This is a genomic window from Desulforhopalus vacuolatus (assembly GCF_016918505.1).
Lineage (GTDB): Bacteria > Desulfobacterota > Desulfobulbia > Desulfobulbales > Desulfocapsaceae > Desulforhopalus > Desulforhopalus vacuolatus.
The window spans coordinates 91,062-114,834 of sequence record NZ_JAFFPZ010000012.1 but is presented as its reverse complement, the minus strand read 5'-3'; the positions used below and the strand labels follow the sequence as shown (position 1 = coordinate 114,834).

Annotated in this window: 23 protein-coding genes and 1 other RNA gene; 16 read left to right on the top strand and 8 right to left on the bottom strand. The window is 44.8% G+C overall.

Features of this window, described 5'->3' with window-relative positions; genetic code table 11:
• Positions 1-291: 291 nt before the first annotated feature.
• On the top strand, positions 292-744 hold the full coding sequence (locus tag JWG39_RS09510; protein WP_205219156.1) for a hypothetical protein: 453 nt from the start codon (positions 292-294) through the stop codon (positions 742-744).
• 63 nt (positions 745-807) lie between these two features.
• Here JWG39_RS09510 and JWG39_RS09505 read toward each other — a convergent pair whose 3' ends face one another.
• Complete coding sequence (locus JWG39_RS09505) at positions 808-2,055, bottom strand: sensor histidine kinase (protein ID WP_205219155.1); 1,248 nt, start codon at positions 2,053-2,055, stop codon at positions 808-810.
• Positions 2,056-3,071: 1,016 nt separating this feature from the next.
• On the opposite strand from JWG39_RS09505, the gene JWG39_RS09500 reads away from it, so the two are divergent.
• The 8 genes from JWG39_RS09500 (at position 3,072) to JWG39_RS09465 (ending at position 10,785) form a co-directional block, all read left to right on the top strand.
• Complete coding sequence (locus tag JWG39_RS09500; protein WP_205219154.1) at positions 3,072-4,271, top strand: ATP-grasp domain-containing protein; 1,200 nt, start codon at positions 3,072-3,074, stop codon at positions 4,269-4,271.
• Positions 4,255-5,199, top strand: coding sequence for a glycosyltransferase (locus tag JWG39_RS09495; RefSeq protein ID WP_205219153.1), 945 nt, complete (start codon positions 4,255-4,257; stop codon positions 5,197-5,199). Before JWG39_RS09500 ends, JWG39_RS09495 begins: the two co-directional genes overlap by 17 nt.
• Positions 5,199-5,771 carry a GNAT family N-acetyltransferase gene (locus JWG39_RS09490; protein ID WP_205219152.1) on the top strand — a complete coding sequence of 191 codons (573 nt, stop codon included), beginning with the start codon at positions 5,199-5,201 and terminating at the stop codon, positions 5,769-5,771. Before JWG39_RS09495 ends, JWG39_RS09490 begins: the two co-directional genes overlap by 1 nt.
• Before the next feature lie 100 nt (positions 5,772-5,871).
• Complete coding sequence (locus JWG39_RS09485) at positions 5,872-6,264, top strand: DMT family transporter (RefSeq protein WP_205219151.1); 393 nt, start codon at positions 5,872-5,874, stop codon at positions 6,262-6,264.
• Positions 6,261-6,602: a hypothetical protein gene (locus tag JWG39_RS09480; protein WP_205219150.1), complete on the top strand. Its 342-nt coding sequence runs from the start codon at positions 6,261-6,263 to the stop codon at positions 6,600-6,602. Before JWG39_RS09485 ends, JWG39_RS09480 begins: the two co-directional genes overlap by 4 nt.
• 50 nt (positions 6,603-6,652) lie before the next feature.
• A complete protein-coding gene (gene rffA / locus JWG39_RS09475) occupies positions 6,653-7,807 on the top strand; it encodes a dTDP-4-amino-4,6-dideoxygalactose transaminase (RefSeq protein ID WP_205219149.1) in 1,155 nt (384 codons plus the stop codon).
• Between the two features lie 32 nt (positions 7,808-7,839).
• The gene (locus JWG39_RS09470; RefSeq protein ID WP_205219148.1) at positions 7,840-9,855 is read left to right on the top strand and encodes a hypothetical protein; all 2,016 of its coding nucleotides are present in this window, start codon (positions 7,840-7,842) and stop codon (positions 9,853-9,855) included.
• A gap of 138 nt (positions 9,856-9,993) precedes the next feature.
• The gene (locus JWG39_RS09465; protein WP_205219147.1) at positions 9,994-10,785 is read left to right on the top strand and encodes an IS30 family transposase; all 792 of its coding nucleotides are present in this window, start codon (positions 9,994-9,996) and stop codon (positions 10,783-10,785) included.
• A gap of 66 nt (positions 10,786-10,851) precedes the next feature.
• Here the strand turns inward: JWG39_RS09465 and JWG39_RS09460 are convergent, their stop codons facing one another.
• Genes JWG39_RS09460 through JWG39_RS09430 form a run of 7 tightly spaced genes read right to left on the bottom strand, consistent with a single transcriptional unit; the run spans position 10,852 to position 16,113 of the window.
• Positions 10,852-11,175 (bottom strand): hypothetical protein, encoded by a 324-nt coding sequence (locus tag JWG39_RS09460; RefSeq protein WP_205219146.1) that lies wholly within the window; start codon positions 11,173-11,175, stop codon positions 10,852-10,854.
• A gap of 47 nt (positions 11,176-11,222) precedes the next feature.
• Positions 11,223-11,792, bottom strand: coding sequence for an ATP-binding protein (locus tag JWG39_RS16510; RefSeq protein WP_205219145.1), 570 nt, complete (start codon positions 11,790-11,792; stop codon positions 11,223-11,225).
• Entirely contained in the window at positions 11,789-12,469 is a 681-nt protein-coding gene (locus JWG39_RS09450; protein WP_205219144.1) for a sensor histidine kinase, read from the bottom strand. Before JWG39_RS09450 ends, JWG39_RS16510 begins: the two co-directional genes overlap by 4 nt.
• 33 nt (positions 12,470-12,502) lie before the next feature.
• Positions 12,503-13,390 (bottom strand): lysylphosphatidylglycerol synthase domain-containing protein, encoded by an 888-nt coding sequence (locus tag JWG39_RS09445; RefSeq protein WP_338032199.1) that lies wholly within the window; start codon positions 13,388-13,390, stop codon positions 12,503-12,505.
• A gap of 43 nt (positions 13,391-13,433) precedes the next feature.
• On the bottom strand, positions 13,434-14,120 hold the full coding sequence (locus JWG39_RS09440) for a class I SAM-dependent methyltransferase (protein ID WP_205219142.1): 687 nt from the start codon (positions 14,118-14,120) through the stop codon (positions 13,434-13,436).
• Positions 14,121-14,122: 2 nt separating this feature from the next.
• Positions 14,123-15,253: a glycosyltransferase gene (locus JWG39_RS09435; protein WP_205219141.1), complete on the bottom strand. Its 1,131-nt coding sequence runs from the start codon at positions 15,251-15,253 to the stop codon at positions 14,123-14,125.
• A complete protein-coding gene (locus JWG39_RS09430; RefSeq protein ID WP_205219140.1) occupies positions 15,253-16,113 on the bottom strand; it encodes a glycosyltransferase family 2 protein in 861 nt (286 codons plus the stop codon). Before JWG39_RS09430 ends, JWG39_RS09435 begins: the two co-directional genes overlap by 1 nt.
• A 390-nt stretch (positions 16,114-16,503) precedes the next feature.
• On the opposite strand from JWG39_RS09430, the gene JWG39_RS16785 reads away from it, so the two are divergent.
• The 7 genes from JWG39_RS16785 to recR all read left to right on the top strand — a co-directional run bounded on the left by JWG39_RS16785 (position 16,504) and on the right by recR (position 23,381).
• A complete protein-coding gene (locus tag JWG39_RS16785; protein WP_275888990.1) occupies positions 16,504-16,938 on the top strand; it encodes a prepilin-type N-terminal cleavage/methylation domain-containing protein in 435 nt (144 codons plus the stop codon).
• 130 nt (positions 16,939-17,068) lie between these two features.
• Complete coding sequence (locus JWG39_RS16780; RefSeq protein WP_275888989.1) at positions 17,069-17,509, top strand: type IV pilin protein; 441 nt, start codon at positions 17,069-17,071, stop codon at positions 17,507-17,509.
• A gap of 424 nt (positions 17,510-17,933) precedes the next feature.
• Positions 17,934-20,171 (top strand): STT3 domain-containing protein, encoded by a 2,238-nt coding sequence (locus JWG39_RS09415; protein WP_205219139.1) that lies wholly within the window; start codon positions 17,934-17,936, stop codon positions 20,169-20,171.
• 91 nt (positions 20,172-20,262) lie between these two features.
• An RNA gene (gene ffs, locus JWG39_RS09410) (signal recognition particle sRNA small type) lies at positions 20,263-20,359 on the top strand.
• Between the two features lie 86 nt (positions 20,360-20,445).
• On the top strand, positions 20,446-22,266 hold the full coding sequence (dnaX, locus tag JWG39_RS09405; RefSeq protein ID WP_205219138.1) for a DNA polymerase III subunit gamma/tau: 1,821 nt from the start codon (positions 20,446-20,448) through the stop codon (positions 22,264-22,266).
• 190 nt (positions 22,267-22,456) lie between these two features.
• The gene (locus JWG39_RS09400) at positions 22,457-22,777 is read left to right on the top strand and encodes a YbaB/EbfC family nucleoid-associated protein (protein WP_205219137.1); all 321 of its coding nucleotides are present in this window, start codon (positions 22,457-22,459) and stop codon (positions 22,775-22,777) included.
• Between the two features lie 4 nt (positions 22,778-22,781).
• The gene (recR, locus tag JWG39_RS09395) at positions 22,782-23,381 is read left to right on the top strand and encodes a recombination mediator RecR (RefSeq protein WP_205219136.1); all 600 of its coding nucleotides are present in this window, start codon (positions 22,782-22,784) and stop codon (positions 23,379-23,381) included.
• The last annotated feature ends 392 nt before the right edge of the window (positions 23,382-23,773 follow it).

The window sequence follows — 23,773 nt, the reverse complement described above, 5'->3', positions numbered from 1 at the left end:
AGACTGTGCGGTTATGAAGTTCAAGCAGTGAAGCGAAACGGCAGCGATGGCGACAGGCGCAGAGTTTACCGATTGAAGGCGGCTCGAGTCGCATATCTGGAAGCAACCTCACGCAGGATGCAGACTGAACAAGAGCCTGTAGAATCTGTACAAACGTCCACCAGTGGGGTTTTTATGTATGTAAAACACCATGAAGTGGACGTAAATATACCAGAAAAGGCAACAGGAATACAGGCAGCAGAAACGACCGAATACAGATTAGAGGAGAACAGATTAGAGGAGAACAGACCAGTGAATAAAAAAGAACGGATATGTGAAGACGAGACGCCACCCATGCCGGAGAATAAACAACCCGAATGCTTAAGGCCTGCATATACCCAATGGGAACCCACGCACCGGAAGGAAGAGGCACCGTTGAAAGTCTTCCAGAGGGAGAGTGAAGTAGAACGGCCCGTTGAATATTGCTACGCCGTCAGCACTCTCCAGCCAGCTGAATACCTGCCTGATTGCCGTCACATTGTAGACAAGGCATGCCTTGTTCTACACAACAACATTGTGGGAAGCCACTGCCGTGCCGATTTCCCATCAATGGTGATGAATCAATACAAAGGCAGGGACGGAAAAAGGGAGACAGGAGACGGGAGACGGGAAAAAGCAAAAGCAAAAGGTTTTTGTAGAGACGCCCAATTTGGGCGTCTTCAGCACAACAGGTGGCTCATCTCACAACAGACGTTTCTGCAATGAAACTAATGTATCACCCTGTTTGTCCTGTCGTTTTTTTGGGGGCAATACAAAATGTAAATAGCATTACAGGCAAACACCTTCACCCACATCTCTCAGGAAGATTTTCACCACAAGACCCTCCGCTCCATTCTCCGCCGAAATCTCTCCGCCGAGCCTCCCTGCCAGCAACTGGCAGACAAAGAGACCGAGCCCCGTTCCTCTGCCCGCCTCCTTCGTGGTAAAAAATGGCTCAAACATTCGTGCGGCAACCTCTTCACTCACCCCGCCGCCGTTATCCCGCACCTCAAACCGCACACTCCCTCTGTCCCTCCTGCCGAAGAGAACAATCTCACCATCCTCCCTCATCGACTCCACAAGGGCATCCGCAGCGTTCAGCATACAGTTCAACACTATCTGCTGCAGAAGATCTGCGCTGCTGCGGAAGGCAGCACAGGTATCCTCACCGAGATCCAGGCGCACAGAGCAGTGACGCACCCCGGAGTGCATGGAGGCCAGCTCCGCACACTCCTCAAGAAATGCCCCGAGGACCAGTTCTTCGGCTTCAACTTTATCCGGACGGGAAAACTGCAACAGCTGAGAAATCAACCGCCCCACCCGGTCCAGCTCCTTCTGGGAATTCTCCGCAAAACTCACCCGTTCCTCAAGCTCAACATCATCAAGTTTGAGGAGATCAAGATACCCCTGTACAATCGCCAGCGGATTGCCTATTTCATGGGCCAGACCAGCAGAGAGCTGCCCCACCGTCACCAGTTTCTCGGATCGCACCAGCCGGGTCCGACTCGTCATAAGCTCTGCATTCACCCGCTCCAGCTCTACCACCTGCTCTCGCAGCTGCTTACGGTCCACATCAATCCGCTCAAGCATCTGTCGCAACCGGTGACTCAGTGCCCTGAAGGGTTGCCGCACCTCCAGCTCCCCGGTGAAAAACAGATCTTCATCACGATATTGCTCTGCCAGCAGACTTACCTTCTCCAGCGGCCGGACAAAAATCCGGTCCAGCCGAAAAAAGAGCACCACCCCGAGAGCCAGCGCATTCAACACCAGAAAAACCGCCGCAAGCCAGAAATGCTTGTCGTGGTTCCTCTGCAGCCACCGGGCCTCCCGCAGCTCTATGAGCGCACCGCGCACCTCATGGACATCTGTCCCCTTCTCAACCATATCCAGAACCACCTTTACCCTCTGACGAACCGCGTCACTATCGTGATGCACGGAGAGTGAGAGCAGAACAAAGCTCTGTACTCCGAGGGCAAAAGCAAGGAAGAAGACGATCAGCGTGAAGAGGCGAAAACGGATGTTGAGGAAGGTATCCATAAGAAAAAATTAAGAGAAAGGAAGGCTGAAGCTGGATGAGTACAATACGTGCAACACCGTGATATGAATAAGAGTACGCTGCCAGCAGCCCTCTCTTTTAGAAAGGTACCAGATCATGATCTTTCTTCAAACAGGAAGATCTCAGACTGAGCATACAGGGAGCTATATGTTCAGGGAACCTTGAATAATCAGTCTTTCGCCCATCTTCTTCGTTACAGTCAAAAATTTATCCTCGCAATATCAAACATATAGCTCCGGTAAATTTTCTCCTGTGCCTTGAATATGAACGAAATACAAGATTATTCAAGGAACCCTTCAGCTCTTTTCCCGTTTACTCGTACGTATTGAAACAGCGATGTTTCATACCATTTACATTTTGTATTGACCAGATAACGCAACTGCGTAGACATCTTTTTTGGCGATTGCGAATGAGTACTAATTCGTGTTTATCCGTGGTTTACCAGGAGCATGAGAACAGACCCTGCTCCAGATGGATCGATAAGCAGAAACAATACATTGCCACAATACTCATGTAGTTTGCTACCACGGAAAACACGGAAGGACACGGAAAACATCAATTACCTCAAAGCAATCACAAGGGCATTCTCTTATGTTTTTTTCAGTAATAATTCGTGTTTATTCGTGTCCATTCGTGGTTCCTTTTGTCGTTTGTAACTACGAATGGATAAACAGGATGCAAAACGGGTTACAACTTAATAGGAATGGTATCATACGTACGTTTTACGCAGAATTTACTTATCGTCAAGGACGGTATATCCTTGTAATATCGCCGAAAAATATTCGTGAAAACAAGGGTTTATTGTCAAACCGGGAAGAGCTGGCATCTGTTGAAGATTGTTGAAAAAATTGTATAATCATATTTTTAATTTTTTAGTTCTTCCAAAAATACTGCATATTTCTGAGAATCAGTGAACTCTGACGGTATCCTTTTGCTTGAAAAAAAATCCCCTCCTTCAGGCCGGAGAAAATGTCAATGCACAATAAGGCCATCTGAGATGAAAAAAAAAGTAATGATTTTAGGGGCCGGAGTATACCAGGTTCCGCTCATTCAGAAAGCAAAAGAGATGGGTTTAAATACTTTGGTTTTGAGTATTGCTGGTTGTTATCCAGGGATTGAGCTGGCTGATTTATTTCTTGAAATAGACACAACTGATGAAAAAACAGTGCTCCAGGCCGCTGTTCATCATGAAATAGATGCCATTGTTACAAGTGGAACTGATGTCAGTGTTCCGACTCTTGCATACGTGACCCAAAAAATGGGTTTGCCGGGACCATCAAGATTCGTTGCTCAAACCGTATCATCAAAAACAGCTTTCAGAACATTTCTTCAGAAGGAAGGCCTCAACTGTCCTGAATTTAAGGTTTGTAAGACTCCTGAAGATGCCTGGATATTTTATCAATCCCGAGGTTGTAAAATTGTCATTAAACCTGATGATGCTTCAGGGTCCAGGGGAGTAACCATTCTTCATCCTCATCTGAAGCGCGGGGACGTGCTGGAAGCCTTTAATCTCTCGCGATATTTTTCCCGAAATGATTTGATTTGTACTGAATCATTTTTAGAAGGAATTGAAGTTGGCGGAGATGCTTTTTTTCAAGATGGTGAGTTGCTGTTTTTTACTTCTACACGCAAATATCTGGATGGGGTTTTGGTTCGAGGTCATTCCCTGCCCGGTATTCTGAGCAAAACTGATGACATGCGTGTCAAGGACGAACTGTGCCGCATTGCAGGTAAACTGGGGTATACAACTGGCCCTGTAAATTTTGATGTTATGGTTGGACCTGAGCATATAACAGCTGTGGAAATCGGGATTCGGAACGGAGGAAATGGTATCACGGATTTAATTTACCAGAGCAAAAATGTTGATCTTATGGAGTGGCTTTTAGAAAGTGCTTTAGGCCATGTTATCAAAGGGGCAGTTGCACGTGATACAAAACCGATGTGCAGCTATGTCTTTGGCTCTGATCGTTCTGGAACACTCAGAGATATTTCTACGCTGGAAGAGCTAAAAAGTTATGTTCCAGAAATTACGACATTAGTGCTGGCTAAAAAAACAGGTGATTTCGTTGCCCCTTTTTCGCACAATGCAAATTTGATTGGTTACGCTATCCTTGAATGTAGCTGTAAGGAATACAGAAAAACAGCCGATAAGCTGCAACGTGCTTTGCACATAGAGGTTGATGATGAATACTATTAACTATTCTATCGTTATCCCATGTTATGCGTCCGGGCTCTGGTTGCCTGAACTGGTGCAGCGGATTGCTGAAGTCATGAAATCGTACGGTATTTTTGAAGTGATTTTTGTCAATGATAGAAGCCCTGATAAGAGAACGTGGGATACTATCGTACAATTATCTGAAAAATATGATTTTGTTCAAGGGATTGATTTGCTTTACAATATTGGCCAATTTCGAGCAACGCTGTGTGGGCTAGAGCATGCACAAGGTCGTTACGTCATTACCATGGATGATGATCTGCAGCACCCTCCGGAAGAATTACCAAAATTGATAAAAGCAATGGATTCCTCTCCTGATATGGATTGTATTATGGGCGCATATAACATAAAAAAACATACTTTTATCCGAAATTCAGGATCAAAATTTTTAGCATTTGTTATGGACAAGATGTATAACAAGCCTCGTGGTATTTCTACAACGAGTTTTCGAATTATGCCTGCAGAATTTGCAAAGATTTTAACTTTATACAGGATAGCATATCCGTTGCTGGGCCCATTGATCGTAAGCGTGACAAAAAAAGTTATGAATGTGTCGGTCGAACATCATGTTCGAAATTATGGACAGAGTGGATATTCTATCAGACGATGTGTCTATGCAACTTTTCACAGTATCATCAACGCATCAATTTTACCTCTGCGATGGTTTTCCGCCATTGGTTTTTCGACTGCGGGTTTCGCCTTTATACTCTCTCTTTGGTACTGGATGTGCTGGATGTTCGGAGGAAGTAGTGTGAAGGGTTTCACGTCACTGATTCTTACGATCTCTTTTTTTAGTGGTATGATTCTCGCTGGTATTGGTTTGCTGGGAGAGTATATTGGGCGAATCATAAGCGAAATTACAGGGTTGCCCAGGTACGAAGTGCGGTCCATCGTTGGACGTGGACGGTGATGGCTCCTGTAATTGAAGGGGACAATCTTTATCTGCGTAAACTGGTTGTATCCGATTTGAATAGAACTTGGGAATGGTTGCATCGGCGCGATATTTATTCAAAGATTGGCGTTCAGGTGCCTTTTACAAAGGAGCAACAGTTTCGCTGGTTTGGTAAGTTGCAAAATGACGATACTAAGATTGTTTGTGCTATTTGTCGGAATATCGATCAGATACATATTGGGAATGTATCGTTGGATATGATTGATCTCCGGCATCGCAATGCTCGATTGAGCATATTTATTGCGAACCCGGCGGCGCGTGGACAAGGATATGGATCTGAAGCTTTAACGTTACAGGAACAGTATGCTTTTTTTAAACTCAAGTTGCATAAAATATGGTGTAAGACAGATGCAGGACACCCCGAAGTGTTGCATTTTTACGAGAGGCTGGGGTATCTGCAGGAAGGTCTGTTGAGAGAGCATGAAGTCAAAGATGGGCAATTTGTAGATAAGGTTATCTTGGCTAAATTTGAGATAGCCAAAGTTCTTGAGAGGAAAAGTCAGGAATCAAATAGTAATGCATCTTTTTAGAACACCACATAAAGGGATATTTAATTACGCTTTGTGGTCTTGGTTGATCCGAAGATTTTTTTTATTTTAAAAAACCATAAAAAAATTAAGAGAGATCCTAATGAAATTTATTCAGAACCTCTTCGTTGATAAATTTCTTTGCTGCGGATTGATTTTATTGATCTTATCTAATTTACTGGGAGGCGTTTTAATTAAAATCTCTCCAATATATTATAATAAGCATTCGGCAATTGCATTGTTATCCCTTACGCTTGTGTGTGTTTATGGTGTCCGAACTCTACTCTGGTTACTGTTGGGAAAAAAATATCAGTTGTCATTTATATATCCTCTCCTTGGTGTTAACTATATATTATCGCTTTTTGTCGGTATATTATTTTTTCACGAACCATTTATTTTTCAACGTTTAGCCGGAGCTGTAATTATTTTAGTCGGAGTTTCGATTATCACTCTTTCAAAATATCGAGATGATACGAGTATGGGAAAAATGAAATGAGTATGGAGATTGGTTTTCTCTTACTTTTGCTGGTTTCCATGCTTGCGGCTGTTGGACATATTTGTTTTAAAAAAGCTGCCGTTGCAAATATTTCTTTTGCACGTAAATTCGTGCACCCATTTTTTTTGGCTGGTGTTTTCTTTTTTATCTGCTGCCCTGTTATTTCCTCACTTGCTGCGCAGGTTATTGATTTTTCGATAATGTACGCCATGACGGCGCTCAATTTCGTTTTTGTTCTTCTATTATCTCGAATTATTTTGGAAGAAAGTATTGATTGGCCCAAGATTACAGGTGTTTGCATTATAGTTATCGGACTTCTGGTGATGATTACTGCCTGATATTTTGAATTTTCATAAGGGTACCCTGAACCTTTCAAAGAGAAGAAATTATGTCATCTCAAACAGTTATCCCCTTCAACAAACCGTTCATCGTCGGCAAAGAGCTTTTTTATATCTCCCAGGCTGTTCTCAACGGCAATATCTCCGGGGACGGCAATTTTACCAAAAAATGTCATGCCTGGATGGAAGAGCGGTTCGGGGCAAAGAAGGTCTTGTTGACGAATTCCGGCACCGCAGCATTGGAGATGGCAGCCATTCTTGCGGATATCGGACCCGGGGATGAGGTCATCATGCCCTCGTTCACTTTTGTGTCCACGGCCAATGCCTTTGTGCTTCGTGGGGCCTCCATCCGATTCGTGGATATCCGGCCGGATACCCTGAATCTTAATGAAAAACGTATTGCCGAGGCCATTACTCCACGGACAAAGGCCATTGTCCCTGTCCATTATGCAGGGGTGGGATGTGATATGGAAACTATAATGGGATTGGCCGACGAACACGATCTGCTGGTTATTGAAGACGCAGCCCAGGCAGTGAACGCCACCCGCAACGGCAAGTACCTCGGCACCATCGGCCACCTCGGCTGTTACAGTTTTCACGAAACCAAAAATTTTATCTGCGGTGAAGGCGGTGCTCTGGCCGTCAATGACGAACGCTTTCTGGAACGGGCGGAGGTCATTCGAGAAAAAGGCACCAATCGCAGTAAATTTTTCCGGGGCGAAGTAGATAAATATACCTGGATCGATATTGGTTCCTCTTACCTCCCTTCGGAAATCCTCGCCGCATTCCTCTATGCCCAGCTGGAAGCATCAGCAACCATTACAAAAAAACGCAGAACCATCTTCTGCAACTACGCTACAGCCCTGGCACCCCTTGCAGCCCAGGGACATATCCGCCTCCCCTACACCCCCGACAGTTGTATCCACAACGGCCACATGTTCTACATCATCACCAATACAGCCCGGGAACGCAGCAACCTGATTGCCCATTTAAAGGCCCGGGGAATCCACGCCGTGTTTCACTATGTACCACTGCACACCTCCCCCATGGGACAGAAGATAGGAGTGAGCGGGGTTGAATTACCGGTAACTGAGGATATCAGCGAACGACTGGTGAGATTACCGTGTTATTTTGAATTGAGTGCGGAGGAACAGGAGATTGTTGTTGGGGGGATTTGTGAATTTTATCAGACAAGGACTGCTTAATAATAAGCATTACATTTTGGCAGGTGTTTTTTATGGAAAATGAAAACTTCTATATTTTTTTTAACAAATTAAGTGTCAGTTGTTTCTTTATATCTGTTTTTTTTGTTTTATTTATTACCGTTTTGTGTAATGAATACATGCCTATTTCGTTTTTTTTATGTTTGAAGATCCTTGGTCTTTCTGCCTTTTTTTTATTTATTCCTGATTTTTTTTATCTATATTTTAAGCAAAGAAAAAATTCTTCGAGGGTTATTTCTGTAGAAATTTCGACTATTTTATTAATGGCATTAATTTTTTTTATTGGCCTTATTAAAGCAAATCCTTTTTTAACGTATTTTTTAATCCTTATTCCGTTTTTAGCCTTTTTGTATTCTTTATTGCAATGGAAATTTTTAGAATTTATTCAAGTTGTTGCTTTTGTTTTTCTTGTATCAATTATACTTTTTTCATTCTTTTATGGCCAAGGGTATCACTTTCCTCTTTTTGCTAAAAGAGTAGCACTTGGAGGAGCTAACATAGACACAATGTTTCACTGTGCCATCTCGAATATGTTTAAAACAAATCTTTATCCGTCTACGGGTTTAGATGGTGCTCCATTATTGCACTATCACTTCGGAAGTCATGCACTTTTTGCTATGATATCAAGAGTACTTGGAATTAATTCGATAAACTTCTATAATATAGCTTATCCAATATTATTTATTCCGTTGTTTATAAAATCTTTTTTTATTTTTTTAAATAGGTTGTCTGTATATATATTTAAGCAACCAATAAATCTTTTAGTTGCTTCGACTTTTGTTTTATTTTTGCATATTGTGTATTGGATATTGGCGCTGGGACATCTGGGACATCCTTTCGTAAGTGAAAGTAATTTAATCTCCTTGTTGCTGTTTTTTTTAATATTAAGCTTTCTTATTTCTTTGGGTAAAGACTATTGTGAATTAATCGTTATTTTGTTTGTCTTTATTGGCGTTTTTTTGATTTCCTTTACAAAGATATCAACAGGAATAGTTTCCATTTGTCTTTTTTCTTTTTATATATTGAGGGTTAATAATTTTTCCAAAAAAACTTTTGCAATTATTTTCACGTTGTGTTCCTTAGAGATATTATTAATTTCAGTTTTTATTTTTCCTCATTCAACATCAACGACAAATGGTCTCTCAATATTTCGGTTCTCGAATGTTTTACAGGCAACTATGATTTTCGGACGTCCATCTGAAAATCTATCTCTGATAAATTATTTTTTCGTCATTTATTTATCTATATCTGTATTATTAAGAGAAATAAAATATTTTGGGCAGAAAAAAGTGTACTGGATGTTTGCTAATAAAAAATATTTACATATAGAAATACTTATTATTTCCACATGCTGTGGTACTTTTTTTGGTTTTATGACTTTATTAAAGACACAAAATGCCTCGGATTTCTTTTATTTTACCTATACATCGTATTTTCTATCTATAGCTTTTTTTGTTGTATATCTATGCAATCTTATTAATAATTGTAATTCAAACAACAAGATTCAAATAAAAATATTTATAATATTTATTATTCTGAATATGATTTTTGTATTTAGAATAATAAATATTCCTTTTATATGTAGAATAATAAATATTTCTAGAGTTTATAAAGAAATTATCAATACTAATATTGCTTTTCAAGCAATATCTAAAGATACCAATAAGAATATTTTTTCACAATTCCTTAAAGATTTAAATGCTATTGATAAGGACTACAATAAAAAAAATACATGTGTTTTTATACCTCATACCGAAAGGTGGTATTATGATTCTCAAAAACATCATAAATATGGGTCTCCGTTTGTTACGCCAGCTTTTTCTGGTATTCCCCTTATTGATGGTGTTCCTGAATATGCAAAGAGGAGAAATAGATACGGTTATTCTCAATATTCTCACAAAACAAGAAACATTACTACAACTGAAGCCATTCATGCAGCCAGAGAAGAGGGATATGCTGAGATAATTATATTTACTCACGTTAAATATGAATTAGTACAAAAACGTTATCAATTAAACACAAAAGAGTAGCGACTTCCGGTTTGGTAATAACTTGGATATAATTGGAATGCGCGAGGGCTGGATGAGTATAATAAGTGCAGCAGCGTGCTATGAAAAAGAGTGCGCTGCCGGTATGGTTACGTCACCACAACTTAACCGGAGGTTACCATGCACAAATGTACAAGTCCTTGCTACCAACAGATCACTCTTTTAGAAAGGTACCAGATCAGTGCATTTCTTCAAATAGGAAGATTTCAGACTGATATTGCTGATACGTTGAATCGTTCTAAGAGTACGATTTCACGTGAAATTAATCGCAACTCTTTTGAAGGAATCTATGATCCCTGTGTTGCTCATGTCATCGCGATGACCAGACGAAAATCTGCTGAGAAGGCCACAAAACAAAACCCTGAAGTATTGCAGATTGTACAAAAGTGGCTCCGACTTGGGTGGTCCCCAGAGTCTATAAGCTCTCGCTTTTCTGTTGAATTACCTCTGCAAGAATATGTTTGCCATACGGCGGTTTATGACTGGATTTATAAAGATCGGCAAAAGGGAGGAAAACTCCACACGTATCTCCCCCGGTATGGCAAACGTCGGTGGAAAGGGGGGAAACGTAAACGAGCCGGGGGTTCTCTTATCCCTGACCGCGTAGACATTGCAGAACGTCCTCAGATCGTGAATGAGAGGACGCGGATTGGAGACTGGGAAGGAGATACTGTTTATGGGCAGAATGCGTCCCTTGTGGAGCGTACCAGTCGTTTCACGCTTTGTGGCCGAACACAGACGAGAAAACTAACAAAATTGTTATTTATTCAAGGGCGTAACATGAGCATTAAAATATTTGGAGGTACAAAAGAGAAGAGTATCATAGTTGGCAATGCGAATGCTCTTCGGTGGACAGGGAGCGCCCTGTCATTAGCTGGAATTGCCTTTATGGTTATAGTTCCCAGCTGGTGAAACGATACTCTTTTGAATTTTTAATTGTCGATATATTGGTAAGTTGGCAGGATATTCTGGCTCAACTCAGCTGCTATGCACTATAAGAATGGATAAAGAGGATGTAAAATTGATCTCATTGTAGAAATGCCCGTTGTTCTGGAGATGCCCAAATTGGTCGTCTCTACGGAGCCTTTTGCTTTTTCCTGTCTCCCGTCTCCTTTCTCCTGCCTCCCGTCTCTTGTCTCCTGCCTCCCATCTCCCCTTTTTAATCTTTATTCTCAAAAGCTTTTCGCCCTTCTTCGCCCTTCTTCGCCTTTCTTCGCGTTCTTCGCGTTCTTCGCGGTAAAAGAACTGTTTTACCGTCTTTCGCTTTTCCCTTTCTCCCGTCTCCCTTCTCCTGCCTCCCATCTCTTATCTCCTGCCTTTAAATCCGCCAATACAAAATGTAAATAGTATTACAGACAAACACCTTCACCCACATCTCTCAGGAAGATTTTCACCACAAGACCCTCCGCTCCATTCCCCGCCGAAATCTCTCCGCCGAGCCGTCCTGCCAGCAGCTGGCAGACAAAGAGACCGAGTCCCGTTCCTCTGCCCGCCTCCTTCGTGGTAAAAAATGGCTCAAACATTCGTGCGGCAACCTCCTCACTCACCCCGCCGCCGTTATCCCGCACCTCAAACCGCACACGCCCTCTGTCCCTCCTGCCGAAGAGAACAATCTCACCATCCTCCCTCGCAGAATCCACAAGAGCATCCGCAGCGTTCAGCATACAGTTCAACACTATCTGCTGCAGAAGGTCTGCGCTGCTGCGGAAGACAGCAAAGGTATCCTCACCGAGATCCAGGCGTACAGAGCAGTGACGCACCGTAGAGTGCATGGAGGCCAGCTCCGCACACTCCTCAAGAAATGTCCCGAGGACCAGTTCTTCGGCCTCAACTTTATCCGGACGGGAAAACTGCAACAGCTGAGAAATCAACCGCCCCACCCGGTCCAGCTCCTTCTGGGAATTCTCCGCAAAACTCACCCGTTCCTCAAGCTCAACATCATCAAGTTTGAGGAGATCAAGATATCCCTGTAAATCGCCAGTGGATTACCTATTTCATGGGCCAGACCGGCAGAGAGCTGCCCCACCGTCACCAGTTTCTCGGATCGCACCAGCCGGGTCCGACTCGTCATAAGCTCTGCATTCACCCGTTCCAGCTCTACCACCTGCTCCCGCAGCTGCTTACGGTCCACATCAATTCGCTCAAGCATCTGCCGCAACCGGTGACTCAGTGCCCTGAAGGGTTGCTGCCCCTCCCTCTCCCCGGTGAAAAACAGATCTTCATCACGATATTGCTCCGCCAGCAGACTCACCTTCTCCAGCGGCCGGACAAAAATCCGGTCCAGCCGAAAAAAGAGCACCACCCCGAGAGCCAGCGCATTCACTACCAGAAAAACTGCCGCAAGCCAGAAATGCTTGTCGTGATTCCTCTGCAGCCACCGGGCCTCCCGCAACTCCACGAGCGCACCGCGCACTTCGGCAAAATCTCTCTCCTTCTCAACCATATCCAGAACCACCGTTACCCGCTGACGAACCGCGTCACTGTCATGATGCACGGAGAGTGAGAGCAGGACAAAGCTCTGTACTCCGAGGGCAAGGGCAAGGAAGAAGACGAGCAGCGTGAAGAGACGAAGGCGGATGTTGAGGAAGGTTGTCATAAGAGAGGGGAAAGTAGAAACGAATCAGGGAGTTTAATCCGAGTTATCAATACGAACAATTCTGGTCAGCCCCCAGCCGATAATGCCCACAATCAAATCCGCAAGAGTCGACCATAAGCGGGAAAAAGCAGAGACGACAAGAGCGATATCCTGAGGCAGATAATTATAGAGCAGGATTAACATAACTCCTTCTTTCACTCCAATCCCCGCCGGAGCAATTATCACCAGAAGTCCAACAACAGCAGAGAAGACATATATAATACCCAAAGGAATGGCAATGGATATATTTACCTCTGTTATCGAAGAAATAAACACATAAAAAGCCAGCCCGTTTATGATATTAAAAAAAGAATACAGAAGGAGATATTTTGCAATAATAAGAGGCCGTAGAAATAGAGTATCAGGCAGCAACTCTTTATTAAAAATGAATAGCATTACATTGATAATCTGACAGAAATAGAGAAGAATAACAAAGCCAATCAGACAAAATAAAATTGTTCCAAAAACGAAATATTCCCAATTCTCTGAAAGTTGCTTTACAGGAAAGAAGAGTACAATTCCGGGAAGACATATAATAAAGGCACTCAACACAATAAACGCATTTTCATACAGACTTGAAATAATGAGAAGGCTGGTTGAGATGTTTTTTTTGCGGCCCAGAACATATTTTGTGGTCACCATTCCAACCTTGCCCGGAACATACCGCCCAAACCATGAAAGAACCGAGATTATAACAGCTTCCTTCGTAGAGACAGCAGTGCAGCCAAGGTCTGCAAGTATCCATTTCCAGATAACACCAAGAACGATTATAACAAGGATAAGCAAAAAAGTTGAAAAGAAATACGGCAGAAAATGAAGAGATATCTGATACTCTGTAACATTTCCGATATTTTTGTATAAATTCCAACCAAAAAAGAGCACGATCAAAGAAAACAATCCGTATTGCAGTGCTTTTGTGATCACCTTATTTCTTCTTTAAGACAAACATATTGGCCTGTGACAAAAAACGCAGAGCGCGAATGGCAAACATGGGGAATTTTCCAACGACTGGAATTTTCATATAATACCTGTCCTGATATTTAATAATCTCCTGAGTGTATTCCTTAAAGAAAAATTTTTTCTTTAACATTCTCTTTAATTGAAACCATGTAAGGAGTTTAACGTCCTCCTGATAAATTCCCATGGTCTTCAACAAAGAGAAAAATAGAGTTCTGGGAAGATAGTGGATAAACCACACATTATAATGACCTTCCCACGGGAAAAGCCGGTTCGGACTCGCCAAATAGCAAATTCCACGCGGCTTCAACACTCTTTTTATCTCATTCAGGTGTTCGTTCCAGTCAGGCGTATGCTCCCCTACATGGTTTGAGAGAACGATATCAAATGTCTCTGCATCAAAAGGAAGAGCAGTTCCCTTAATCAGAGAAAATTTCACCTTTCCTGTTTTGTTCTTTCTCTGGTCAAAGACGTCAACCGCACACACCTCGTTATTTTTGGCAAAATATTCGGCGATCTCTCCGTTTCCCGTTCCAATGTCCAGGATATGATTTTCCTTTACCTCTGCGCCAAGGAAATCGCTTAAGACACGCTGTATCGTCAAAAATTTTTGTTCCCTGTTCGAGGTAATAGCAAATTTAACAATGGCACTCATGTTCAGCTCTCTCTCGTCTGCAACAGGTTAAGGAACTGTTTTCCAAGATATTCCGGGAGAATTCTCTCCCTCACGACATCATGATATAAATGAAACTCCTTCCACAAAGACTGCCTTTTTTTCACTGCTTCTACCAAGGCCTTCGCATCTGCAGGCGGGATCAAAACGACACCTTCATCTTCTGAGAGCAACTCGCGCACCGCAGGAGAGTCTCTTGTGATAAGTGGTTTCCCTTTAGACAATATTTGGAACACCTTATTAGGAATCACCCGTGCAGCCTTCCCGGTATCTCCAAAAATCCCAAGGCATACATTCGCCCGGTTTATCCACAGGGAAAGCTCTGAGTAATCCACCCACGGAATCCATTCAATATTTTCTCGCTGATGCGCCGCAAGGTCTGCTCTCAACCTGCCATCTTTCTGGCCTTTGCCAATAATGACCCATTTCCAGGGCAATCCCTTTGCCAACCGGGCAGCGTCTAAAATGGTATCAATACCATGCAGAGGAATGAAGGTTCCATAAAACAGCACGATAAATTCTTCAGGATCGTTGAATTTTTCTGCTGTCGCCGGGGGAAAGACTGTGGGCTCTGCCCCCACATGAATAACCTTAATTTTTTCAGGCGGCAGTCTGAACGTCTGCGCAAAATAATCGGCGTGAGCCCTGGTATCAAGAACAATGCAATCAGCCATACGGCAGGCAAGATATTCCAGCCCCCACAACAGTCCGGCTACAATCCCTCCTTTAGATGCCAGTTTACGATCAAAGACAACAGTGTCGTACAGAGAGATAAAAGCATCCCACACAATTGTCACGCCGCGCACCCTGCTGAAAGGCCAGAGGACAAAGAGATCCAGCAGGCCAAGGTGAGATACGACTACTGTTTCAGACTTTGGAGCCGTGAAAAAACAAAAGACAAGACGGGGATAGCTGCAAAGACACCGCAAAATCTTCCACACCTTCAGGAATCTCGTCATCTGAGTCTTGGTCTGCGGCCCCCAGATGGCACGGTGACAGCGAACAATTTCAACACCATTGCACTGAAGCCCCTGCTGCAGGATCTTGACTCTCGGGTTATCAGGATCATAGGTTCCCCACCACAACACCCGCATTCTGCCTTGCACTTCTGCCATCATTCAACCCTGTCATACCGCATCTGGGAAATCTGCTCAGAAACGAGTCCCATAAGAAAAACAATCACGGAGACGGAAAACAGGAGAACCACCATATTGGTCAACCTTCCCGACGTTATATAGGTATATGCATAGTAGAGCAATCCCAGGAGAAAAAAGCCGATACTCACCGGCAGGAAAATACGCAGGGGCGAGAACAGTGTTGCCACCTTGGTGATGATGAGGAAAAACCGTGAGCCATCCTGCAACAGTTTGATCTTGCTCTTGCCAAGCCGTGCCCTGGTGTCGATGGGAATATATTTTACACTGCGGCCACTGCGCAGATAGGCAAGGGTAATCGTCGAAGGGTAGGAGAAGGTGTTGGGAAGAAGATAGATATACTGGCGTACCACCTCCCGTTTCATCAGACGGAAGCCGGAGGTCAGGTCTTCCACCTTGAACTGGGTGACATAGGAGGCAAAGGCGTTATAGGTTTTGTTGGCAATGTCACGATGAAGAGAGGTGTCGGAGTCGCTCGTGCGCGCACCAACAACCATGTCATACCGATCTTTATGCTCCAGCAGCCGGGCAATGTCCTCAGGTTTATGCTGGCCATCGGCATCCATCAGCAGCACCCACTCCCCCTTTGCCGCACGAAGGCCATCTTTCACGGCGGCACCGTTCCCTATGTTGTAGGGATGTCTTATTACCCTGGCTCCAGCAGCCTCTGCCACTTCCCGCGTAGCATCGGTGGAGCCGTCATCGGCCACCAGAATTTCAAAATCGGGATACAGTTCCCGCACGCGCTTTACGGTGGCCCTAATGGCAAGTTCTTCATTATAGGCTGGCATGATTACAGTTACAGCATAGTTCTCGGACATTTTACCTTCTTTTAGAGTCAGGGTTAACACCTGCAACAGGCAGGTTCACTTTGAGTGAAATGAGTATAAATCAGGGAAGATAATTTTTCATACTCATAAAATAATAAATTTTCACGGCTCTTGAGTGACAAATTTTATCACCTGACAAAAAATGTCACCAGCAAAGAAGATGATTCGGGAGTATGTGACACTATTTTTCACAGTACCCTTCACATAGACAGCACGTGATGGGCTCCCTTTTACACAATTTTACTGCACAATAACAGCATATTACAAATTTTTAGAATTATTCTTCTTGAATCTGGCACATCCTCTGCATAAAATAGAGTCAACAAGCCATAACGGCTACGGCATTCGTGCCAGCAAAATTTCATCAGGAGAAAAATATCTATGAAAAATCAAAAAGGTTTTACCCTCGTCGAGTTGATGATCGTTGTTGCTATTATTGGTATTCTTGCGGCCATTGCTATTCCGCAGTATCTGGGCTACATGAAACAGGCAAAGCTGAATGCCTGCCAGGCTAATTTTGAAACTGCGACTTCTTACGTTAAGTCTGAACTCGCAAAACAATCTGCAGGCGGCAATGCCACCGGAAATGCCGCTCATGATTTAAATAGCGGAGATAAAAGGGACCCCTACAAGTCGGGTAATGTTGCTTTCATTGCGAGTACTACTGCAGAAACTGTAGCAGGAACTTGTCAAACGGGTATTGGCAACATCGCTCTCAACACAGCAACATTCGACAAAAACGTCACCATTTACGCGGGTTATGAATGGGCCAACAGCGAAAATGGGGTAACAAGTATTAATGTGCTTGTAGAATAATTACCCTACCGTAAGCTTTAGAGATTCTGCATATAACCCATCACATTTAGATGTGATGGGTTATATGCGTATGAGAAATTTCTTCTCATTGTCCGCAAGCCATTGTCAGAATAGACAGGTAAGGAAAATTATGATGCGAGAGCAGCGAAATACAGGCTTCACCCTGGTAGAGATGATGATTGTAATTGCTCTTATTGGAATTATTTCCGCAATCGCTATACCTCAATACCTCGGTTATTTGGAAACAAGTAAACGCCAGTCAGCCATTACCGTGCTGGAGCAGTTTCCTCTCCTTCTTGAGACATATCGCGCTGACTACGGTTATATGTGCCCAGACTGTAATGCCGCAGGAACTTACATTTATACCTACAAAGACAAAGATGATGCAAATGTTCTTACAGCCTATCCAGATTTCAGAGCGAAAGCAACCAGCACAGGGGATGAGGACGCACCTTATTCCTATTATCTGAAAATTGTCGTAGACGCAGATGGCACAGAAACAGCGACATTCAATGCCACTCCGGTAGATAGCAATTATCCGGGGGGTGTTCCAAGTGGCAGCTACGAATAACCTTGTTCTTTTATAATATTTAAAACTCTTTTCAGCATTGACGATTCCTCCACCTTGCAGCAGCCGTTCCCGGAGAGATCTTCATCTTCTAATTTTATGTATAAATTTTTATACACAGAATGTAAAATTGATCTCATTGTAGAAACGTCTGTTGTGCTGGAGACGCCCAAATTGGTCATCTCTACGGAGATATTTTGCTTTCTCCTGTCTCCCTTTTTCCCCATAAATATAAAACCATGTTGTCATCACGGGGATAACAGCGGGATTGCATCCGGATCTGCACAAGCAATATCCGTAAAATAAATTTCCGACATTGTAGAGACACTTAATTTAGGTGCCTGTCCCACTGTCTTTGAATCCGCCAATACAAAATGTAAATGGTATAACTACTCCTCTCTATAGACTTATTTTCCTGCGAATATATATGAACTCAAAACAAATATCTCCTCAAACATTTTTCCTTGTCATTCTATCCGCAATAATTATCAGTCTTGCTCTTTTGCAGCGTCTTCTCCCCATCAGTGGTTTTAATGCAGACCCTGCATACTTCACAGTAGATGGAGAACCGATCCTCGCCAACGTGGATGGGTATTACTATCTTCATGCAGCCAAAGAAATCATGAATGGCACCTACGATACGGTTGAAACGCACCGCGCCATTCCTGACACAATATCACGATCATCACTGCCCCCTCTGCTTAGCCTTGTGCTGGCGAAAATATCTGCTGTTACGGGATATTCTCTGAATGAGGCAGGCGTTATTCTCCCGGCCATCCTTTCTTTATTTCTGGCCATCCCGGTCTTTTTACTCGGGTATAGATGGGGAGGCAGTATTACGGCTCTTTCGGCGGTAATATTTACACTTTTCTCATCTCTGTATGTAACACGGACAAATTATGCGTTTCTTGATACTGACTGCCTGAACAGCTTTTTCGCCTGGATGGCCGTAGTTTTTGCTCTTCAATTTTCTATCTGCAAAAGTGGCCAAAAATATCTTTTCTTCATCGCAGCTCTGCTGAATACCGCGCTGTACCTCTGGTGGTGGGATCAAAGTCTTGCACCGCCGCTTATTTTGGGACTGGCCCCTCTCTTCCTTGCGGTCTTATTTTATTACAGGCCATCCAAAAATGAAAGATGCTTCGCAACCCCAATCACCCTGCTTTTTATCTGTATTTTCTTCTTTTTTGGTGGCTGGGAAATTGTTGCAAAAGTGTTTCATACCACAATCAGTCTTCTCTCTTACGTTACTGACACAAGGGATAACAGTTATCCAAGAATGAGTGAATGGATCAGTGAACAACAACGCATAGAACTGGGAAAATTTGCACAAGGAATATTTTATTACAAATTTCTCCTCATACCAGCGTGTGCCGGAACACTTCTTCTTCTCTGGCGTCAAAGGTTACGCCTGATTGTCTGTACTCCTGTATGCTTTGTTGGCATGCTCGCACTCCTTTTTGCCTCTCGCTTTACCATCTTTGCCGTCCCCGCTGCGGCCCTCAGTCTGGGCTACTTTTTTTCAGAAACCGTTACCTGGGTCAGTCGGCATGTCCCCCAAAAGATCTATACAAAAATGACGTGTGCTTTGCTGGCACTGCTCACCATCTTTATTGGCTGGCAGGAATTTGGCAGAACAGATAATGCATGGACCTTCTTCCCCTCACAGGCAGTGCGCGGAATGAAACGCCTGCAAGTTATCACGGAACCCAACGCTGTTATCTGGAGCTGGTGGGACCAGGGACACCCTCTTATTTACTGGGCTGAGCGGGATACCATCAACGATGGCATGGTTCACAGTGCAGCCCGCACCTACAGTAACGTCTTGCCTCTTACCATGGAGAACGACAGAGAAGCGGCAAACTTTATAAATTTTTATGTCGTTCGCGGATTGCAGGGGATAGAAACCTTTGCTCAATCTGCTGCTCAATTGGGCCTTCAGGGACAGCAGACCATGTTACGTATTCTTCGTACAGGCAGTGAGCAGTGGAAGAAGCTCTACCCACAATTAAGCAGTGAAACAAAAGAGAAGTGGCAGGCACTTCTTTTTCCGCAGCAGAAACGACCCGTCTATCTATTTAATGACATAAGACAACAGAAGACACTTCCCCTGTTCTACTGGGTTGCGACGTGGGACCCGCAAAAAAGCCAGGGAGAAAAAATATTACCCTTGTATACATTCCCTTTTTCAAAAAAAGCTGCTGAGAATTTTATGGTGGGAAAGCTGCCATCGCAGGAATCGTTTCACGTCGATCCACAGACCTTGACCTTAACCTCTAATGCAATACTTGAAGAAGGGTTTCCTCTCTATAAAGTCACCATGACAACACAGGAGGCAAGCAGTCAGCAGGGCCCTCTTGCAGGCTATCCGGGAATCGTTTCTCCAAAGTTCACTCCTTACAGCAAGAAAACACACTTAATATATACAGACTCAGGCCGATATGATGTTAATATCAACATTCCCATGCAGATGTTATATCTGCTTGATGACAAGCTCACAAAGACATTGATATACCGCCTCTTCTGGAGAAAAAACGCTTACGATTCCCTCTACTTTAAACCGGTAGAGCTCAAAGAGCCCTACTACCAGATCTGGAAGGTAACCAGCGATATGGCCCCGGAGAACCTGCCGAAGCCTGCTGCGGAGGAAAAATCTGTTCAGTGAAAAAAAATCTGGACATCCCCTCTTTAATTGCCTATATTACGTTTCTCCCTTTCACAGGGATTAAAACTTGATTTCAGTGGTCGACTTTGACAGCCGGGCCCTGCGCAACAAGGAATCGTGAACTCCGCCAGGTCCGGAAGGAAGCAACGGCAGCGAATCTTCTTGTGTGTGCAGGTCACCCGGCTGTCTTTTTTTTGTGCACCACATTTTCACGGCTCTCATCCCGGCAGGCGTTCTTCTCTCGACACCGCCATTCATTCCACCACACATTGCCATGTCCTATTTAGTACTCGCGAGAAAATCAAGACCGCAGAACTTCGATGAAGTTATAGGACAGAAGCCCATTGTCAAAACCCTGAAGAACAGCATCGTCCGTGAGCGGATTGCCCACGCCATCCTCTTCTCCGGAGTACGCGGGGTGGGCAAGACCACGCTGGCGCGCATCATGGCCATGGCGATAAACTGCGAAGCTCCTCCCGCAGAGAGACCCTGTAACAAGTGCAGGTCCTGCCTTGATATCGCCGCTGGCCGCTCTCTTGATATTGAAGAGATTGACGGGGCCTCCAACAACGGCGTGGACAATGTGCGCGAGCTGCGGGAAAAGGTGAAGATCATGCCCACCAGTTCGCGCTGCAAGGTGGTCATTATTGACGAAGTACACATGCTCTCCATCTCCGCCTTCAACGCCCTGCTGAAAACATTGGAAGAGCCGCCGGAGCATGTCTATTTCATATTTGCCACCACCGAGATTCACAAGGTTCCGGTGACAATTCTCTCCCGTTGTCAGCAGTATGAACTGAAGAAGATCTCGGAACTGGAGTTGATCGCCCATTTCAAAAAGCTGGTGGAGGGGGAAGGTTTCACTGTTGAGGAGAGCGCCCTTTCGCTGGTTGCCCGGGAAAGCGGCGGCTCGGTGCGCGACGGGTTGTCGCTCTTAGACCAGATGTTCTCCTTCGGCGAGAAGAATATCACCAGTACAGATGTGGTGGAGATGCTCGGGCTGGTGGGCCGGGAGGTGTTGATGAAACTTACCCGCGCCCTGCTTGACGGCCAGCGTCAGACGGTCTTTGCCACTCTGAACGAGGTCTTTGACTTCGGTGGAGACCTCAAACGCTTCATGGAAGATCTGCTTGGCAATTTTCGTACCCTGCTGCTGCTCTCCATGCACGGCTGTGAAAAGCTGGTGGAACTCTCCGAGGCGGAGTTTGATGAGTTCAGCGAACTGGCGCGACGTTTCAGCATGGAGTCCATCCATCTGAAACTCACGCAGCTGATGAACACTGCGGAGTCTCTGCAGTACGCCGCGCAGCCGCGCCTCACCCTTGAAACATCTTTGCTCAAGGTTATTGAGGCAGGAAACGTGATGCCACTCTCCGCCGTGCTCGGCCAGATGAACAGGATTCTGCCCCAGCTGAAGGAACTCGGAGAACTCAAGGCACAGGCCGTTGTTTCTACTACTCCAGCCAGACCACAGAGCAGAGGAGAAGAAAACACTCCTGGAAAAAAGCCTGAACCTCCCGTCGCGGAGGTTTCTGAAATTGATCAACCTGCCCCTGTCTGTGAAGAACTTCCCCTTCCACCACAACCAGAGAAACTGCACGAGCCGAAACTAACACCGGCAGCAACTCCGCCTCCTCCTCACCAGGCTCCCCCTGCTCCGCAGGCTCTGTTCTCTTCCGACACATCATCTTTTGCCAACTGCGCTGCCATAAAGGAAAAATGGCCGGAATATATCGCCCATGTGGAGAGTGAGGTTGAGTGGATGGCCGCCGTGCTGCAGGATGCCCTTGAGGTGACAGTAGAGGATGGAGATCCCTGCCGCATTGAGGTGTATTATGACGATGAAACAAGCTGCTCAATGCTGCGGCAGCCTGCCCACCTGCAGATACTGGAACGCCATGCGCTGGATTTTTTCGGTAGAGCCATTACAATCTCTTTGACTGCGGCAGTAGAGGATAAGAGTGATGAAAACTCGCCGCGCGCCATGCGCAAACGCCTCGCCAATGATCCAAAGGTACGTTTGACCGCTGAGGTTTTTCTTGGCCAGGTGGGAGAGGTGCGTGTACGTTCGAAGGCTATGCAGAAGAAAAACTAAAGATAAAAAGGGGAGAAAGGAAAAAGGAGACGGGAGACGGGAGACGGGAAAAAGCAAAAGACGGAAAGACAATTTTTTTACCGCGAAGAACGCTAAGGAACGCGAAGGAAAGCAAAAGCATTTGAGAATAAAGATTTTTTTGAATTAAAGCGGAAAGAACAGCTCCGTGGAACCTCTAAAGGATAGCATTATGGATATCAGCAGTATGATGGAACAAGCCAAATCCATGCAGCAAAAGATGGCTGGCATTCAGGAAGCACTCAGCAAAAAGACGATCACCGGTAATGCTGGCGGCGGCATGGTTGAGGTTACAGTGAATGGTCAGGGCGATGTGCTCAGAGTAAAACTGGAACCTATAGTCATTGATGTGGAAGAAGCAGAAATGCTGCAGGATCTCATTACCGCAGCCACCAACGATGCACTGCGCAAGGCAAAAGAGCTGAGCAAGCAGGAGCTGGCACAGCTCACCGGCGGGCTGAACATCCCTGGTCTGACGAACTTTCTGCGTTGACAGAATGCAGGTTATCCCCCCCGCCCTTGAAAATCTTATTGAGCAGTTTTCCCGTCTCCCGGGAATAGGCAACAAGTCCGCTACGCGGCTGGCACTCAATATCCTGCGCAGACCTGCCAGGCAGGCACACGAACTGGCGAATGCGCTGCAGGAGCTGCACAGCTCCATTCGCCTCTGCTCCAACTGCTTCTCCTTTTCGGAGACAGATCCCTGTGCCATCTGCGGTGACCCGAAACGCAATACTTCAGTGGTCTGTGTGGTGGAACAGAGCGCGGACATGCTCGCCATTGAGAAAACGGCTTCCTTCCGTGGCCAATATCATATCCTCCACGGGGTACTTGCGCCGATGGACGGCATCGGCCCGGATGAGCTGAAGATAAAGGAACTGCTCGCCCGTATTCACCGGGGCGTGATTGAAGAGGTTATTATTGCCACCAGCTCCACCGTACCAGGAGAGGCGACGGCCTCTTTTCTTATCGATCTGTTATCTCGTGAGGAGGTAAAGTTCACCCGGCTTGCCTGTGGAATTCCAATGGGAATGGACATCAAGTATGCCGATAAATACACCCTTTCCAGAGCCCTTGAGGGGAGATATTCTCCCTGAAGAGAGGGGGACGGGGAAAGGGAGAAAGGAGACGGGAGACGGGAGACGGGGAAAAGCAAAAGACGGAACAGCGAAAAACTTTTTGCCAACGAATAAAAGCTCTAATCATGCGAATAAAGGCAAAAAACTTTAAAAAAGATTTTAAAATTAAACAGAGAATTGCTGTTGTTCTATCTTTACTCTTTGCGTTCTCTGGTCAATACAAAATGTAAATGGTATAAATCCTTTTCCGGAATGTAATATCAATTCCATTTTGTATTGGCGAATTCAAAGGCAGGTGGGCGTCTGCAGTACAACAGGTGGCTCATCTTACAACAGGGTACCTTGAATAACCAGTCTTTCGCCCATCTTCTTCGTTATCAAGGTACCCAACAGACGTTTCGGCAATGAAA